Raw genomic sequence first — 17743 nt, forward strand, 5'->3', positions numbered from 1 at the left:
AAGGAAAAGGGGAGTTAACTCCCCTTTCTATACGCTTTTGGCGTTACTCCATACTTCGCCTTGAAGCAGTGGGAGAAATAACGCGGAGAACTAAATCCGAGTCTGTAGGCAATGTCGGATATCTGCAGGTCGGAATTCTGCCTTAACCATGTTGCCGAAAGCTTCAGCCGATATCCCTGTACATAGTCATTGGGCGTCATTCCGGTGAGTCCCTTGAATTTGTTGAAGAAACTGCTACGACCCATAGCCAACTCCTTGGCCATGCTGTCTATAGAGAACTCCGAGTTAGCCAAATTCTTCTCGATATATTCGTTGCAACGCTTGAGGAAGTTGCGATCGAGCGGAGTTGTTGCCAGCAATTCGGTTTCCATCCGGTCTTCTTCCCTGATTTTCTTGCGCAATAAATTACGCGACCTGATGAGATTGTTGCAGCGAATGACGAGTAGTTTAGAATCGAACGGCTTGGGAATATAATCATCCGCACCGCATTTTAAGCCTGCGATGGTATTTTCCACCGACCCCATTGCCGTGAGTAAAACCACTGGAATATGAGACACGGCAAGGTCATCCTTAATGTGTTTGCACATCTCCGTTCCGCTCATTCGTGGCATCATCACATCACTCACCACCAAATCGGGCAGTTCTTTCCTCACCAAATCCAACCCCTCGCGTCCGTCACGGGCAAGCAACACGCGACATGTCTTGGCAAAAAGTTTGCGAAGCGACATCAACAAGTCTTCATTGTCTTCGACCAACAGAATCGTGTATTGTGCATCCTCGGGAGAGTCGATGACCTCGTCAATATCGGTATCAATATCTGCCTCTATCCCTTCTGAAGGCTCTGCAATCATCGTGCGCGGTATCTCCAAGTTCTCCTGGCTGTCGGCCAGCTCGTCCTCGGCAAAGGCCTCCTTGTTCTTCGGCAACGTCACGATAAACACAGAACCATAGCCGGGAGAACTTTCTACACGGATAGAGCCATGATGTCGTTCCACTATTTCCTTGACCAATGCCAAGCCAATGCCAGTGCCTGTTATGGAACTAACGCCACTCTTCGCTCCGCCGGCCTGATAGAAACGGTCAAAAATATTTTCCAATTCGTCCTGATGAATGCCGATACCGTTGTCCATCACCTTAATCAGTACATGCTGTTCATCGCTTGTTACCTGCAACTCCACGATGCCCTTATCTTTTTCAACATACTTGAACGCGTTGGACAAGAGATTATAAAACACTTTCTCCATCTGTCTGGCATCAAACCAACACATGACGGACGGTTCGGAAGATGTGAACACAAATTTCTGATTACAGCTTTCTGCATACTTTGAGAATCCTTCACCAATCGCGCCGGCAAACGCCACCATGTCGTGTTCGGCCACTTCGAGCTGGGTATAGCCCTGCTCCATCTTTCTGAAATCAAGCAGTTCGTTGATCAGCTCCATTAGGTGGTTGGCATGCCGTCTCAGTCCCTTGAACTGCTTGTAGAGCACAGATCCCGGCGTAATTTCCTCGATGATGGCATCAAGTTTGGTGATGAGCAGCGTCAGCGGTGTCCTGAATTCGTGCGAGATACTTGTAAAGAATCTCAACTTGGCCTTGTTCAGTTCCTCGATATTCTTCTTGTCTTTTTTCTCCATCTCCAAGGAAGTGCGCAGCAAAATCTGTGAGCGCTTGAAGCGGTAGATGTAATATAGGATCCCGAGGAAAATCATCAGGTAAACGAAATAGGCAAACCACGTTTTGTAAAAGGGCGGATGAACCACTACTTTCATGCGAACCTCGTGTTGCGAAGCTTCGTTATCCCGGACTTTCTCACGGATAATGAGGGTGTAGGTTCCGGGCACTATTTGCGTATAGGAAATGCGATGCCCGGTGGTTTGCACCCATCGGTCGTCATACCCCTCCAACATATATTCGTAGACAGGACTGCGGTAGTTCCCTACATATTCGCTGGAGGCAAAGGTAATGGAAAGGTCATTCTGGTTGTGCGCCAAGTCTATGCGCTCAGTGTGATAGGCTGCCGTGCTCAGCACGCCAGTGTCGTCACCGGGAAAGACCTCCTTGTTGTTGACAAAAAGCCGCGAAACATACAAGTTGTAATCTGCCTTTATATCTTTAATGTTGTCTGTGTAGAAAGATACAAGGCCATTTGTTCCACCTACAAACACCTTGCCGTCACGACAAACCGTCATGCCGCATCCACGGTGGAAACCTGTCAGCGGGAAATCGGGAGACAATTCTATGTTGCGTATGGTCTTGCTTGTCGGGTTGAAAAGGCTTATGCCCCTGTCCGAATTGATGAGCAGGAAGTCCTTCCCCGGGCATATCTCGTAGCAGAAATTGCTGACAAGTCCGCTGTTTTCCACATTCATCACGGTGAACGAGTCGCGGTCGGCCTCATATCTGGCCATGCCCCCTCCACGAGTCACCAAATAGATGTTGTTTTGGCTGTCTTGATTAATGTCTGTCACATAAAATGGACTAAGCCCCTTGGTTCCATTCTTATAGAAACGCAAGTCACGCTCATCGGTGAGTTTTATCCTGTACACACCCGTATCGGCCACAATCCAGATATAGCCCCGATGGTCTACGTGAAAGGACGAGTTGCCGTATCTTTTGCCCGACGGAAACAGAGGTTCTACCTTGTCGGTCTCCACATTGACTTTCCAAATACCTTGAGGCGTGGTAAAGATAAGGGTGTTGCCCATGAGGTGCATGTCAAAAATCTGATCACCAAAGCGGGCCCGATATTCCGGATGTAGCGTCCAAACATTATGAAACTGCTCACTGTCGATATCAAAAAAAGTCAGACCACCCGTGTGCGTACCAATGTAAAGCTTGTTTCTGCGCGGGTCGTAGACGATGGTTTTCAGGTTATTGTGTACAATCTTGTTGGCACCTCTTCCGCGCATATAGTGGGTAATCTTGCCGGTATTCCTGTCGAGCCGATTCAGTCCCCCACCCTCGGTGCATATCCACAGATTTCCCTTGCTGTCCTCGGTCATGTGTCCCACAAACGGATAGCTCAGACAGTCGCTGCGGTTCACATCGGCAGAATAGAAGGTAAACAGATCGGTATCGGGGTTGAAATGGTTCACCCCGCCGAAATAGGTTCCCACCCACATCGTTCCGTTCTTGTCCCTGTATATCGGGAAAACCGAAGAATGACTCAGGCTGTAGGGGTTGTTGGTGTGAGCATAAACCGTGAAGAGACCTGTGCGGTAATCGTATTTGTTAAGGCCCATAAAGGTTCCCAGCCAAAGATTACCCTGCTTGTCCTCATTGATACCACGCACCATGTTGCCTGCAATGTTTGTGCTGGTCATGGCTTCCGCCTCCGAAAAATTGTAAAATGCCTGCCAGGCATCTCGATCCTGAGCAAGGAAATTGGTGATTCCTCCTTCGGGTTTAATCAGAAAGCAACCATTGTTGCGCGTCGAGACCCATATATTGTGTCTCGAATCCTCAAATACCTCATAGACCTCACACCCGGCTATAATCTCCTGCAGTGCTCCCCGCTGGCTACGGCAATAGAGTCCACGGGATGAACCGACCCACATGCGACCCTTGGAATCAATTTTAACAAATGTGACATTTCTTCCAGTTGGCAACCTGCACATGGTTTTCTGCGAAGAGCCGTCAGTGTTCATACTCAACACCAAATTGTTTCTGCCCACATACAATGTATTTCCTGCACCACGCAGGGCATAGACTCCGTCTTTGATCAGGAAGTTGAAGGTCTGCTGCGCCAGGTCGTAACGCACAATCGATTGGTTGGATATGAAATACACATTACCATCTGTGTCGTCGGTTATAGCGTGTACATCGGTTATGATATTGTCGGCTCCACTGCCGATCGTCTTGTACGAAATAATACTGTTTCCGTCAAAGATATTGATACCCTCTTCAGTTCCGAACCACATGCGTCCCAGCTTGTCTTGGTGGATGGACATGACAGACAACTGGGACAGCCCGTCCTTACTGTCCATATGTCTGAACTGGATGGCAAGAAGTGGACGCCAACTCAACAGTAAAAACAATAAAAATAACCTATATCGCATCTACATTTGTTCTATTCGACTCCAAATATACAAATAAATATGAAAATAATATCAAATACAGATGATTTTAGCACTCAATTCCCTGCTAAATTATATGACTCGACATGTCACGCCACCCACGCATCAGGTTCTGCAGCCAAGTGTAGATTTATTTCATGCATTTGTAAAAGAAACACATGATATATCTTGCTCCAAACAGCAACCGTCATAACGACATCCCAAAAGGGTTTGCGATCAGGAGCATCGTGCAGGAACGTCTTGCACAAAATGGGAAAGACCGGGTGGTTAAAGTTACGATTTATAAGGTGGCTACTGTACAAAAGACTTACTTCTTTTTATTCTTCGACCCGGGCTTGCGGCCACGCTTCTTGGGTTCCTCCATGAGCACGGGATGACGCTCAAGCTGCTGTATCTTGTAATCCCGGGGAGTCATGCCATTGATTCTGTAGAAAGAAGCATAAAACGACTGCCTGTTTGAAAAGCCTACCATGTCAGAAATTTCCTCCATCGTCAGGTCCCTATAGCGCCTGTCAACAAGAATCGACATGGCCTCGCGAATTCGATGATAGTTTACCAAGGAGGTATAGTTCATGTGAAACCTGACATTGACCACAGCCGAAATATATCGCGTATTGGTGCCCAAATCTTCCGCCAGTCGCTTGGCAGAATAGTGCTTGTCTCGGTATTTCTTTTGGATGATGATAATGTCGTTGATTTTTGCCTCGAGTTCATCCATCATCTGGGGGCTGACAAGAGTCCTGTAAGAAGCCTCCTTTTCCTTCACCGGAGTAATGTTGTACTTTGCCATAACCAAGAATTTTGAATCAATTATTATTACTTACCACAAAGATAATAAAGTTAAATTTATTAACCAACATTTTTAATGTTTTTTTACTAAGGATTTTTGTCTGTCACCCAAGTCCACTACCTGTCAGATAAGTAATAAATTCAAACATATCACAGGCGTAAAATATAAAACAATCACCAAATGAAAACGCAAAAACTCCACGGCATACAAACGTTTCCAATTTGAGAAACAAGCGAGCTTCACAGACTATCAAATTCTGATATAAAATGTTGAAAAATACGAACAACACCATGTCTATATTTTCGATATTTGAAAACGGATGTGCATAAATTCTGAAAATGACCAAAAAACCAGGTTTTCTACAATCATCTTATTCACACAGACTTGTCATCTCAAACTAAAAATTCGTGTAAAATAGTTTTTTAATTTCCGTGCGGTTAGGGCTTAGACGCACCACATATAAAGCCTAAGCGCCATACGATTACAGTGTTTTCATCCGTCGATCGAGGCCTAAACGCATCGTCAGAAAGCAGCAACGGATCCTGCTTTGACACCTCGGAATCCTATCAATGAGTAATAGTTTACAAATCAAGGCGAATTTATTTCTATTTCGTCATAAAAACAAGACACGATTGCAGTGAAGTTTTATTGACACTCACCAATCTCCATGACACCTGTCGGAGGACATTGTAACAGCCCCTACTTTGTTTTATGTCGCAATTCAGAAATCAAAATTCGAAATTCAAAATAAACTGTCGCGGTGGTCATGCACGATTGTTGGTTTAGTAGAAAACTTCCTGTGTCCCTCAAAAAAAGCAAGCTATTTTTTGTCTATTCACTGAAAAAGCCATATCTTTGCATCGTCGTAATTCCAATACGGCAATATATAGGGGTATAGCCCAGTTGGTTTAGAGCGCTGCAGTCACATTGCAGAGGTCATCGGTTCGAGCCCGATTATCCCTACTGTCCAAAAAAAATCCAAGTGAACAAGTCTATCGTTCACTTGGATTTTTTTTTGCTCCTTGGATCAGAGCGGATTTTGATCCACCACAAGTTTGTCGTCGCTCCAATCCACCCTGAACAGATGAGGAATTCGGATGTAGCGTCCACCGACCGACTTGTGACTATGCACGCTCATCAGCATGCGCCCGTCAAAATCACGGAACAACATGCCATGCCCGAAGTTGGGCGGAGTAATGGGTTTCGACTCGTGTACCCAAGGACCATCGAGCGTTCCGCTTTCGGAGTAGGCCACGCCCTGCGTATAAACATTATAGACCCACGAGGTCCATATCATGCCCAGCCTTCCCGTGCCGGTTCTGAAGAGGTAGGGGCCGTCGGTCACCTTGTTGGGAATGATTTTGTCGTTTACACGCTCCCGACTCCAGGGGGAATCAAGTGCACGAAACATCACCTTACCCTCGCCAATGGTGCCGCTTAGGTCAGACTTGAGTTCAATTTTCTCCATTGTTCCATTCCAATTGGCCAACCATTCACCGCAGTAAACCATATAGGGTTTGCCATCGAGGTCCACCCAGAACGTTCCATCAAGAGTAGGTCGGTTGGCCGGTAGATAGGTGGCATTGCCGAAAAGCCGGTACGGGCCGTCGGGATAGTCGCTCACAAGAACCTGAGAGGCACGGCGTTCTATCACATTCCCACGCACCGTATCGATTTTCACGGCCTGGTTGGTGAACGTTGCGAAATAATAGTATTTGCCCTTGTAGGAATGCAACTCGGCAGCCCATATCATTGGGTTTGGCCCCATCCACGAGGCCGAGTCGACGTCGACCACATTGTACGGACCAGTCCACATTTTCAGATCTTTGCTCTTCCACAACCGGCCACCGGTGCCGGTCATATAGTATTGATGTGTGGCGGAATCAGCCAGAATGCACGGGTCGCTCAGCTGGATGTCGCCAAGTGGCACCGTACGCACGCCTCGGAGTTGCTGTCCGGAGATAGGAAGCGTGAAAAGGATAACAAGAATAATAAATAGATGCTTCATATTTCGTTTGGATTGAGTTGTAAACGTTGCGTGTTTGTTTATTCGTATCATCGTTGGACGATCTACACGAGCAAGTCGGCAGGGCTGATTTGGGTGAAATCATCAATCACCATATCGCATAACTCCGCCACAACCTCACGGCTATTTGTGGTTGTCAACCCCACAGAGAACAATCCTGCGGCACGCGCGGCTTTCAGTCCGTTGATGCTGTCCTCAAACCCTAAACACTCTTCCGGCCGCACACCCAGCGCAGCTGCCCCCTTGAGATAGCTGTCGGGATGGGGTTTGCTCTTGCTGAAGTCCTCGCTCGTCAGTATCCGATCGAAATAAAGTTTCATCCCAGACTGCCTTCGGTACACTTTCTCCATCTTCGCAAGATTGCTGCTTGTCACCACGGCGGTCTTGATATGATGCTGTCGAAGCTGCTTGACAAAGGCCTCGAACCCCGGTATATACTCGTAACTCATCTGTTGTTCATATTCGTTGAGCTCGTGTATGATGACTTCTTGAATATCTTTTTTACCAGCATAATGGGCATCCAAAATCTGGGTTAGTGTCATGCCCTTAATCTTATGCTCCAGTCCTGGCGAATCAGGATAGTAGCGCCGGAATTGTTTTCCCCAGAATTTTGTGTATTGTGTCTCCGTGTCAAGAACTACTCCGTCAAGATCAAATAAAGCTGCTTTAATCATTATTATATGTGTTTGGTTACAAAGTTACACTAAAAAACCGTAACTTTGCCGACAACAATGGACAAATTGGACATCTTCAACTATTTTCCGGACCTCACTCCCCGACAGAAGGAGCAGTTTGGGGCACTCGATGCTCTCTACCACGAGTGGAATGCAAAGATTAACGTCATTTCCCGAAAGGACATCGACAATCTGTATCTCCACCATGTGCTCCATTCATTGGCCATAGCCAAGGTCGTCAGTTTCAGACCCGGCACCACCATCCTCGACATAGGCACGGGTGGAGGTTTTCCCGGCATTCCGCTGGCCATCATGTTTCCTGAATGCCGTTTTCGGCTCATCGACAGCATTGGGAAGAAGGTTCGCGTGGCCACCGAGGTGGCCCATGCCATAGGTTTGGACAACACAGAGGCTTTCCACCGTCGGGGCGAAGAGGAGAAAGACAAGTTCGACTTTGTGGTGTCGCGCGCCGTGATGCCCATGCCCGACCTGGTGAAGATTGTCCGCAAGAATATCTCTAAATCGCAGCACAACGCCCTGCCCAACGGCCTTATCGTGTTGAAGGGGGGTACTTTGGAAGATGAACTCAGACCGTATGCCAAGATCGTGGAGCGCACGGACATCAGTTCTTTCTTCAGCGACGAATGGTTTCAGGGCAAGCAGGTGATCTATCTGCCCATTACGCCCAACAAATAACACACCAGGGACACCCCCCGTTCGGGAAACCTCCTTGGTTTTTCATTCACACACCTAAAACTCAGAAAACATGCTACACATACAACGCTTTGTTTGCAACATGATTCAGGAGAACTGCTACGTCGTGAGCGACGAGACCCGCGAGGCTGTCATCATCGATTGTGGTGCTTTCTACGACAGCGAAAAGAAAGCCATCCGGGAATACATCGAACAAAACGAGCTGAAGCCTGTGCACCTGATTGCGACGCACGGGCACTTTGACCACAACTTCGGCAACATGTTTGTGAACGACACCTGGGGGGTGAAAGTGGAGGTGCACGCTGACGACGAGGAGCTGATTAAATCCCTCCCCATGCAGGCTGCAACCATATGTGGTGTGCAGATGGAAGACGACAGCTTTCCCCCGGTAGGCCGATATTTCCGTGGAGAGGACACCATTTCGTTTGGCAACCATCGGTTCACCATTCTCGAAACTCCCGGACACACTCCCGGTGGCGTGTTTTTCTATTGCAAAGAAGAGCAGATCGCCTTCTCGGGCGATACCCTTTTCCGTGGTAGCATTGGCCGGAGCGACTTGCCCGGCGGCTCGATGTTTAGTCTTATCCAGAGCCTGCGCATGATTGCGCAACTGCCCGACGATACTCGTGTTTATCCCGGACATGGGGAGTCGACAACCATCGGGGCCGAGGTGGCTGGTAATCCTTATATGGACAGATAAGCAAAACGGGGTAGCATTCAGGCATACACATCATGGCAGAAACACGCAGACAACCCGCCGAACGCATCATTCTTGGCATTGACCCCGGCACCAACATCATGGGCTATGGGGTTCTGCGCGTGCTGGACAACAAGCCGGAGATGATGGCCTTAGGGGTGGTGGACATGCGGAAAATGGACGATACCTATCTTAAGCTGGGCAAGATATTCGAGCGCGTGATTGGAATCATTGACGAATACCACCCCGATGAGATGGCTATCGAGGCACCCTTCTACAGCAAGAACGTGCAGTCGCTCATCAAGTTGGGACGCGCACAGGGAGTGGCGATATCGGCAGCCATACACCGCGACATTTTCATACACGAATATGCACCGCTGAAAATCAAGATGGCCATCACTGGCCAGGGACAGGCTTCGAAAGAACAAGTGGCGAGCATGCTGCAGAAACTGTTGCACATCAGCAAGGACGAGATGCCCCGCTTTATGGATGCCACCGATGCTTTGGGAGCAGCCTACTGCCATTTTCTGCAATCGGCACGTCCGGTCACCGATGCCCCGCACTACGGGAGTTGGGCTGATTTTGTGAAAAGGAACCCGGGGAAAATAAAAAACAAAAAGGTAAAAAGATAAGAGGAGATGGGATATGGGCAAATCATGTCATGACAGTGTTTCGCAAAATCGGCCGCAGGAGGCATGGCCCGTCATCAGGATTGTTGACGGAGTGTGCCGTATGCCGCAATGGCGCATGGCCGAGCCAGTGAACTTCGAGAGCTGCAACGGTGAGCATCTGGCCATCGTCGGCCCTAACGCAGGTGGCAAGACAAGACTTGTCAACATCATGACCGGGCGGTATCCCCTGCTCAGGCGTGACCCTGAATACAATTTCAGCCCAAGCACCAAACCCCTGGCAGCTGATAATATCAAGTACATCACCTTTCTCGATGCCTACGGGGGCGACAGCGACCGCACGTACTTCTTGCAGCAGCGATGGAACCGAACCGAAACAGACAGCGACACGCCAACCGTCGGCGAAAAGCTCGAAGAGGCTTACCATCGCCTCGGCGAAGACACGCCGGAACGCCGGAGTTTGCAGCGCAGGCTGTATGAGACGTTCGGGATAGAGCTGTTGCTCGACAAGCATACCACATTGCTCTCGAGCGGCGAACTGCGCAAGTTCAAGATAACCGAGACGCTCCTCTCTGCCCCGAGGGTGCTCATCATGGATAATCCATTCATAGGGCTTGACGCCCCCACGCGCGATTTGCTGCGCAACTTGCTCGAAACTCTGTCGCATAACACCGCCTTGCAAATCATACTTGTGCTGTCCAAGACGGATGACATACCGCAGTTTGTCACTCATGTGGTGGAAGTGGAAGACCGTAGGGTGCGCCCCAAGCTGACGCGGGAACAATATTTGGCACAGCGGAAACCGGCTACAACTCACATGTTAGACGAAAAAATCGCGCAGGCCATCGTCGACTTGCCCTACAAGGAGAACGAATACCACACGCAGGAGGTGGTGAAAATGAACAAGGTGAGCATTAAATATGGTGAACGCACCATTCTGAAAGAACTGTCGTGGACGGTACTTAACGGTGAGCGTTGGGCTCTTGAGGGGCATAACGGTGCTGGCAAATCGACACTGCTCAGCCTTGTCTGTGCCGACAATCCACAAAGCTACGCCTGCGACATCACCCTGTTTGATCACCGCAGAGGGTCGGGAGAGAGTATCTGGGACATCAAGAAGCACATCGGATATGTTTCACCGGAAATGCACCGGGCATACAAGCGCGACCTGCCAGCCATACAAATCGTGGCCAGCGGACTCAAGGACAGCGTGGGACTGTACGTCAGACCCAGAAAAGAGGAATACGGCATCTGCCGTTTCTGGATGGAAGTTTTTGGCATAAAAGAACTGGAAAACCAAACTTTCATGAAACTATCCAGCGGAGAACAACGTCTTGTATTATTAGCCAGAGCATTTGTGAAAGATCCGGAACTGCTCATTCTCGACGAGCCCCTGCACGGGCTGGACAACAGAAACCGACAAAAGGTGAAGGACATTATCGACATATTCTGCCGCAGGAAAAACAAGACGCTCATCATGGTCACCCATTACGAGGAAGAATTCCCGCGGTGCATCGACCACCGGCTCAGGCTGGTTAAACACCAGACACCAACAATGGACAACAACAGCATTTAAACCATACGGATAAATTAAAAAATATGAAAAAAACACTGACAGCCTTTGCACTTTTGTTTGCCCTAACGGTAAACATTCATGCACAACAAATTTACAACGAAGTGAAGAACATGCAGAAAGGTTTCTATACCGTGAAATATGATGAAACCAAAAGCATGGACGAGCGCCGTGTGGCTTCTTTCAAATGGGATGCCATCGAATATATGCTTGTCAAATCCAACGACGATGCCACCTTCACCGAGTATCAGCTGGGCGAACAGACTCTCGCCATGACCGAATTTATCAATCTTTACTTCAAGCGTTTGGGCGAAGCGAAAAGCAAACCGAAGAAGGACATTGTGATTACTCGCTTCAAGAATGCAAGCATCAACAACAGCCTCTTCAACGACATGGACAAAGATCTGGTGTTGGGATGGTACAACAGCACCAAGTTCGCTACCCCGTTCTCGCTCGACACCAACTGGACAAAAGCGTTGGCAGAGATTAGAGGCAAGAGCTGGGACTAGGCAAAGGAGTACTGAGACGATAAACAGACTGCCAACCTTCAATCGGAGACATTCTGTACGAATCTGATATGTTAATTTTAAGGAAATTGAGCTAATAACAATTTTTTTTGTGTAAATTTACACATGAATATTGACATTAAAACAAAAAACATGAAAATCAAACATCTATCAGTAGCTGTATGTCTCATGGCATGCGCACTCTTCGCAAGCTCGTGTGTGGGTTCTTTCGCCATGTTCAACAAATTGGCATCATGGAACAAGAACGCCACGGACAACAAGTTCCTCAACGAGATTATTTTCTTAGTTATCTCCCCAGCCTATGCATTCTGCTCCATGGCCGATGCTCTGGTGCTTAACTCCATTGAGTTCTGGACCGGCAATAACCCCATGGCCATGAAAGTGGGAGAAACCAAGCAGATCATGGGTCAGGATGGAAAGTATTACGCTGTCACGACTAAAGCTGATGGGTACGACATTCTGCTGCCTACCGGTGAGACTATTACCTTTGTTTATGACAAGAAAAACAACTCGTGGTCCCAGATTCAGGAAGGCAGGAAAACCGAGATTTTCCGGTTTAACCAAGACGGTACTATCCAGGCAACGTTGCCCAATGGCAAGAAGATGAACGTAACCAACGACGAGGCAGGGGTGTACGAGGTACGCATGGCTGTAAACGATGGCGTTTTCTTCGCTATGAAATAAGGGCACACCCAATTGAACATCTTATTACAGGCAGATTCTGTGAACAACAGCTGCCTGTATTGACATAGACCGTACATGGGCTATGTCATAATGCTTTTGCCGTCTACCCAGGAAAGCTAGCCGACTCAGAATATGATATCCCAAGCCAAAGCTACCACCTTAATTTAAATCAAGTATGACAATATGAATCGTCACAACTATGTATCTACTCGGTAATAGGGTTAAGCTTTGTTATCTTCCTACAATGAAAGAATGGTATCAATGATCTCTAATTGTGATTGATGTTCTCCTATGCTTGTTACCGAAACCATGTTATTCAGCTTGGGAGAGTTGTTGATAAATCAAGCGGAGCTATCCGAGGCACAAAATGATGTAACCCAAATCAGTTCTGTGTCTCTTGAGTTGTTTCAGAGCCTTACTGATTTGGTGCTCCACAGTTTTCTCTGATAGATTCAGCTCTTCAGCAATTTCGTGATATTTCATACCGTCGCGCTTACTCATCAGGAAAATCTGGCGGCATCTTTCAGGCAGACTGTCGATTGCAGTCCAAAGTTCAGCTTCCCGAAACGATCGCTCCTGGGCGTCAGAATCGGTAATATAGCCCTCCAAATCCTGTGGACGTATCTCCACGGTGTCTATTTGTTTCCGCCGAAGACAGTCTATACACATATTCCGAACGGTGGCATATAGGTAGGCCTTGCTGCTGTCGGCCTTTTGCTGCCAAATTTTGACAAAGCATTCCTGTACAACATCCTCAGCCTCCTCCATATTTCCAGAGAGATAGTGCATAGCGTAAATGCAGAGCGGGCGATAATATGTTTTAAAGATAATATCGATATTCATTCCGTCAACCTTCCGGCTGCAAAATTAAGTAAATTATTTGAATATTATCCTATAAATAAACCTATAGGAATCTTAATATATTTTCCAGCTAATTTACTGCTCCATCTTTTGTGCGCTGCTACTCAAAAAGTTTGCACGGAAACGCAAAAAAAGCGTTGAGATATTCTATTTGAAAAATAAAAGGCCTATATTTGCCCACACACTCACCCTGGTCTAAACGCGTAAAATGATGAAGAAGCATTTAAACCCATTGGAGAAAGAGTTTCTCATTCGCCAGTATTTCAACAATCCGGATGTAAGCCTCAAGTCATTCTGTGAGGCGAACAATGTATCAACCAGTTCCTTCAGGAAGTGGCGGCGGCTTTATTCCCAATTTGGGATAGAAGGCCTTACCAAGGACAATAAAAAGCTCGCCCCGCTTCTCCCGCCGGAGGAGGATTCTATCTTAAAGATGTACCAAAAAGAGATTCTTCGTTTGCGGATAGAAATCGAGAGATTAAAAAGAAACTATACTGTCCGGATCGGCAAAGATGGGAGGAAGGAGTTCGTTCGTTTAAAGACACGACGTTCGAAATCGTGAAGAGACTGTCGCACCAATAGTCCGTCAAACTCCTCTGCGAGATGACGGATGTGAGCCATGCCGGATATTATTAGTGTGTAACCATCCTTGGATGATTGTTCAGGGTGTAAAATATAATTACCGATTTTCAGTCATGATTTTCTGGTCAATGAGAGCAGATTGCGCCATGTTTTTACTTGCAAAATCAGTTCGGAGCTGTGAAAAATATCAAGTGCATTGCGGTTCCTATCCTTTGGTGATGCGGATAGGGTCTTATGGCAGTGCGACGGAAGCCTTCCCGCAGTGCTGTTGCGGCTTCATCGTCTTGCCGTTTGATATGCAATCGTGAGGGTATAAGCCAACTTCATCAAGGGACTTTTGATAAAGCTCTGGAAATCAGCAATTTAGTTTTTATGCTAAAATTTAAGAATTTCGAGTCAAAGGACTGATATTTTTGAAAACGCTAATTATAAGGCGATGTTTGTCAACATAATTAGCGGTTTTAGTAGAGAATGAGTGCATGTTCATCTTACCTGTCAATGACAGTTCCGACCTTAATCAAATAGCTTTTTTTATGTCCTATTTCTCTTCGATTCTCAATTCGGAGAGCGTACCATCTGATTTTTACTGAAATTTTATAGAACAAAAAAAACTTGAAAATCATTTAGTTGACAAATAAATTTGCACCTTTGCAAAGAGTGTCGGTTCCACAGCAACTCATGGTGTTGCTATTGGTGCCCATGGCAGACATGTCGTCAGGAGAGTAGTTCACATATAAAATAATTGGTGTGAGGGGAGACACTATGTTAGCATCTTAATCAGGAAATCATGAACATATTTGGCAAATTGGCAAATTGGTATTTCACCAAAGGTGCACTGCCGTATTGGTGCGTGTTGATACTCGACAGTTTGATTTGTTATTTCTCGGGGATACTCGTATTCTGGTTATATTACCGCAGTGCAGTAACTTTAGGAAATATTGTCTTGTTGTCTAAAACAATTTTGGTCTATATGTGCTTCAACCTCATTGGGTTTCGCATTTTTCGCACATATAGTGGAATTATCAGATATTCATCCTTTGTAGACTTGCAGCGTGTGGCCTACGCCATGGCTCTGAGCTGTTTTATAGCTGAGGTGGCTCACTATGCCATTTATTATTTGGATCTTGACTTTGTGAGATTGCAGGGCAGGCAAATCTTCCTGATGTATTTTATTGCCACGATCCTGATGTGGGCCATGCGCGTCTTTGTTAAAACCCTTTATGACATTGGATTCAGCATGGAAAACGGCGAACGTGCTATGGTTTACGGCGTTCACGAGGGCGGAGTGGCACTGGCCAAGATGATACGCAACACCAAGCCGGCCAAATTCCAGCTCAAGGGCTTTATAATGCATGATCGCAGTTATAAAGGAAGGATGCTGATGGGTGTGAGAATCTATGAACCCAATGATGACTTGTCGGAGATGCTGAAGGATATGAACATTCAGGCGGTGTTGGTTTCTCCCTTGCAGACAGAACGATTCAGAGAAGACCAGAAACTGCAGGATATGCTCATCAGCGCGGGTATTCACATCTACATGATGGAGTCGCAGGAGTGGAGCGAAAACGAAGAACTGTCAGCCAACCAACTGAAAGAAATCAAGATCGAGGATTTACTGCCGCGTGACGAGATTGAGGTCGATATGAACGCTATCGGCAATATGTTGACCGGCAAACGGGTGATGATAACTGGGTCGGCAGGAAGCATCGGCTCGGAAATGGTGCGACAGGTGGCTGCATATCATCCGGATAACATGATTCTCATTGACCAAGCTGAGACACCACAGCACGAAATCAGAATGATGGTGGCCAAAAATTTTCCCGACATCAAATGCGAGACAATCGTGGTCAGCATCACGCAGCAGAATCGCATGGAGGATCTCTTTGCCAAATATAGGCCGCACTACTTGTTCCATGCGGCAGCATACAAGCATGTGCCGATGATGGAGGACAACCCCAGCGAGGCTATATATAATAATGTGAACGGCACAAAGATTATTGCAGATCTCAGTGTGAAATATGGCGTAAGGAAGTTCGTAATGATCTCGACCGACAAAGCCGTGAACCCTACTAATGTAATGGGGTGTTCCAAACGCATATGCGAAATCTACTGCCAGAGCTTGGACAATGCCATTCGTGCGGGAGAGAAAACAGACGTTCAAGGACGTGCTGCCATCACTCAGTTTGTAACAACTCGCTTTGGAAACGTATTGGGATCCAATGGGTCTGTTATTCCTTTGTTTGAAAAGCAGATTAAAGCCGGTGGTCCCGTAACGGTGACCCATCCAGATATCATTCGGTTCTTCATGCTTATCTCGGAAGCCTGCAAGCTTGTGCTTGAGGCGGGCACGCATGGAGAAGGAGGCCAAGTGTTTGTCTTTGACATGGGTAAGCCTGTGAAAATAGCCGACTTGGCCACACGCATGATTAAGCTGAGCGGAATGCAGGGCGTGAAAATCAAATATACTGGGTTGCGTGCCGGAGAGAAACTCTACGAAGAGGTGCTGTCGAACAAGGAAAATACCCTGCCGAGTTTCCACAAGAAGATTCGCGTGGCAAAAGTCAGGGAATATGACCACAACACGGTTGTGCAGCAGATCGAGCAGCTCGTCGCCGTGGCCAATACTTTTGAGGATATGGAAGTAGTTAGGGCGATGAAAGCAATGGTGCCGGAATATCATCCCAATAATACAGTGTATTCGGTTATTGAAGACGGGGCAAACGGTGTGGCAAAATGAGCACGACCCAAATTTTTCTCTCACTGATTAAGTCTGAACTCTGGCAAGAACCACTGCCACGTGAGATTAAAATGGACGATAATCTCTTTCGACAGTGTGTCATGATGGCCAGAAAGCAAACGGTTGATGGGCTTCTGGTTAATTCGCTCATCGCAAATCGTATTCATCTCAGTAATTTCAATGCAGCCGAAGCCTTGGTAACGAAATCTCACGTAATATCAGAAAATGATCTGGTTAATAAGGGGCTGCAGGATTTATGCAATCTTCTCTCGTCTCATCAAATTAAGTTTCTTGTTGTTAAGGGGCAAACGTTGGCAGCCCTTTATCCTCATCCGAATTACAGAAGATGCGGCGACATAGATTTCTATGTATACCCGGACTACTTTGACAAGGCGCGCGAAGTTATAGAGTCGGAATGGAGAGTAAGAATCGAAGGAGATGATGAAGATGCGGAACAGCATGTTAGCTTTACATATCATGATGTTTGTTTCGAGATGCACTTCTGTCTGATGAAATTTGCATCAAGACGTAATCAGCGTGTGTTTGACAGGTTGATAGCAGAGAGTGAGCTGTCGTATAGACTTGTAGGAAATGTACAAGTACCGGTGTTGGAGGATGAGTTAAACTTGGTCTATACCTTCTTGCACTTATATCACCATTTGATAGAGCTTGGAGTTGGTCTGCGACAGTTTTGTGATGTCGCAATATTAATGAACCATATGAAGATGGATCAAGCACAAAAAGACAGGGTGACGAATCTTCTTAGACAGCTGGGATTCCTCAAGCCATTCCATATGGTTGAGTCGTTATTGCATAAAAAGCTTGGTCTTGATACCAAAAAAATGCTATCTATGGAAACAACGAAGGATAGTTGCTATGAATCGTTTGTGATGGATATTGTGTTCAAACGCGGAAACTTCGGCAAGTTTGGCCGTAAGAATGCGGTTCGATCAGGTTGGAAATATAATCTGGAGGCATTCGGTACAAAGCTTAGACATTACGGTATGCTGTTCATGCTATCACCCAGAGAAAATGCATCTTACTTCCTAAGGGTGCTTCCCAAGCGTGCCTTTGGATTAATGAAGCGATGATAACAACTCTTGACTATCAATCCTTACCCACAACAGCAAAGTATGAAAAGCAGACGATTGGGTGGAACAAATGTACAAA

The 17743-nt window shown here is 46.7% G+C and carries 14 protein-coding genes and 1 tRNA gene; 10 read left to right on the forward strand and 5 right to left on the reverse strand.

Annotated features, from left to right (window positions below; all coding sequences use genetic code 11):
• Positions 1–14 precede the first annotated feature (14 nt).
• Both HMPREF0645_RS07765 and HMPREF0645_RS07770 read right to left on the reverse strand, forming a co-directional pair.
• Entirely contained in the window at positions 15–3989 is a 3975-nt protein-coding gene (locus tag HMPREF0645_RS07765) for a hybrid sensor histidine kinase/response regulator transcription factor (RefSeq protein ID WP_007174398.1), read from the reverse strand.
• Positions 3990–4386: 397 nt separating this feature from the next.
• Entirely contained in the window at positions 4387–4869 is a 483-nt protein-coding gene (locus HMPREF0645_RS07770; RefSeq protein WP_007174400.1) for a helix-turn-helix domain-containing protein, read from the reverse strand.
• An 888-nt stretch (positions 4870–5757) separates the two neighbouring features.
• Between HMPREF0645_RS07770 and HMPREF0645_RS07780 the strand changes: the two genes are divergently transcribed.
• Positions 5758–5832, forward strand: a tRNA-Val gene (locus tag HMPREF0645_RS07780).
• Positions 5833–5896: 64 nt separating this feature from the next.
• Here the strand turns inward: HMPREF0645_RS07780 and HMPREF0645_RS07785 are convergent.
• Both HMPREF0645_RS07785 and HMPREF0645_RS07790 read right to left on the reverse strand, forming a co-directional pair.
• The gene (locus tag HMPREF0645_RS07785) at positions 5897–6877 is read right to left on the reverse strand and encodes a glycoside hydrolase family 43 protein (protein ID WP_007174402.1); all 981 of its coding nucleotides are present in this window, start codon (positions 6875–6877) and stop codon (positions 5897–5899) included.
• A 62-nt stretch (positions 6878–6939) separates the two neighbouring features.
• Entirely contained in the window at positions 6940–7569 is a 630-nt protein-coding gene (locus HMPREF0645_RS07790) for an HAD family hydrolase (RefSeq protein WP_007174403.1), read from the reverse strand.
• A gap of 57 nt (positions 7570–7626) precedes the next feature.
• Between HMPREF0645_RS07790 and rsmG the strand changes: the two genes are divergently transcribed.
• The 6 genes from rsmG (at position 7627) to HMPREF0645_RS07820 (ending at position 12393) form a co-directional block, all read left to right on the forward strand.
• Complete coding sequence (rsmG, locus tag HMPREF0645_RS07795) at positions 7627–8265, forward strand: 16S rRNA (guanine(527)-N(7))-methyltransferase RsmG (RefSeq protein ID WP_007174404.1); 639 nt, start codon at positions 7627–7629, stop codon at positions 8263–8265.
• Positions 8266–8335: 70 nt separating this feature from the next.
• Positions 8336–8983 carry an MBL fold metallo-hydrolase gene (locus tag HMPREF0645_RS07800; RefSeq protein ID WP_044123382.1) on the forward strand — a complete coding sequence of 216 codons (648 nt, stop codon included), beginning with the start codon at positions 8336–8338 and terminating at the stop codon, positions 8981–8983.
• A 32-nt stretch (positions 8984–9015) separates the two neighbouring features.
• Positions 9016–9612: a crossover junction endodeoxyribonuclease RuvC gene (gene ruvC / locus HMPREF0645_RS07805; protein WP_007174406.1), complete on the forward strand. Its 597-nt coding sequence runs from the start codon at positions 9016–9018 to the stop codon at positions 9610–9612.
• Between the two features lie 13 nt (positions 9613–9625).
• Positions 9626–11185 carry an ATP-binding cassette domain-containing protein gene (locus HMPREF0645_RS07810; RefSeq protein WP_044123383.1) on the forward strand — a complete coding sequence of 520 codons (1560 nt, stop codon included), beginning with the start codon at positions 9626–9628 and terminating at the stop codon, positions 11183–11185.
• 23 nt (positions 11186–11208) lie between these two features.
• Positions 11209–11691 carry a hypothetical protein gene (locus HMPREF0645_RS07815; RefSeq protein ID WP_007174408.1) on the forward strand — a complete coding sequence of 161 codons (483 nt, stop codon included), beginning with the start codon at positions 11209–11211 and terminating at the stop codon, positions 11689–11691.
• Between the two features lie 150 nt (positions 11692–11841).
• Positions 11842–12393 carry a DUF3332 domain-containing protein gene (locus tag HMPREF0645_RS07820; protein WP_044123470.1) on the forward strand — a complete coding sequence of 184 codons (552 nt, stop codon included), beginning with the start codon at positions 11842–11844 and terminating at the stop codon, positions 12391–12393.
• A gap of 351 nt (positions 12394–12744) precedes the next feature.
• On the opposite strand, the gene HMPREF0645_RS07825 is transcribed toward HMPREF0645_RS07820, so the two are convergent.
• The gene (locus HMPREF0645_RS07825) at positions 12745–13236 is read right to left on the reverse strand and encodes an RNA polymerase sigma-70 factor (RefSeq protein ID WP_007174410.1); all 492 of its coding nucleotides are present in this window, start codon (positions 13234–13236) and stop codon (positions 12745–12747) included.
• Positions 13237–13462: 226 nt separating this feature from the next.
• Between HMPREF0645_RS07825 and HMPREF0645_RS07830 the strand changes: the two genes are divergently transcribed.
• The 3 genes from HMPREF0645_RS07830 to HMPREF0645_RS07840 all read left to right on the forward strand — a co-directional run bounded on the left by HMPREF0645_RS07830 (position 13463) and on the right by HMPREF0645_RS07840 (position 17664).
• Positions 13463–13816: a transposase gene (locus tag HMPREF0645_RS07830; protein ID WP_007174411.1), complete on the forward strand. Its 354-nt coding sequence runs from the start codon at positions 13463–13465 to the stop codon at positions 13814–13816.
• 807 nt (positions 13817–14623) lie between these two features.
• On the forward strand, positions 14624–16573 hold the full coding sequence (locus tag HMPREF0645_RS07835) for a polysaccharide biosynthesis protein (RefSeq protein ID WP_007174412.1): 1950 nt from the start codon (positions 14624–14626) through the stop codon (positions 16571–16573).
• Positions 16570–17664, forward strand: coding sequence for a nucleotidyltransferase domain-containing protein (locus tag HMPREF0645_RS07840; protein ID WP_007174413.1), 1095 nt, complete (start codon positions 16570–16572; stop codon positions 17662–17664). The genes HMPREF0645_RS07835 and HMPREF0645_RS07840 overlap by 4 nt, the downstream gene beginning before the upstream one ends.
• The last annotated feature ends 79 nt before the right edge of the window (positions 17665–17743 follow it).

It is taken from the genome of Hallella bergensis DSM 17361, from assembly GCF_000160535.1.
Lineage (GTDB): Bacteria > Bacteroidota > Bacteroidia > Bacteroidales > Bacteroidaceae > Prevotella > Prevotella bergensis.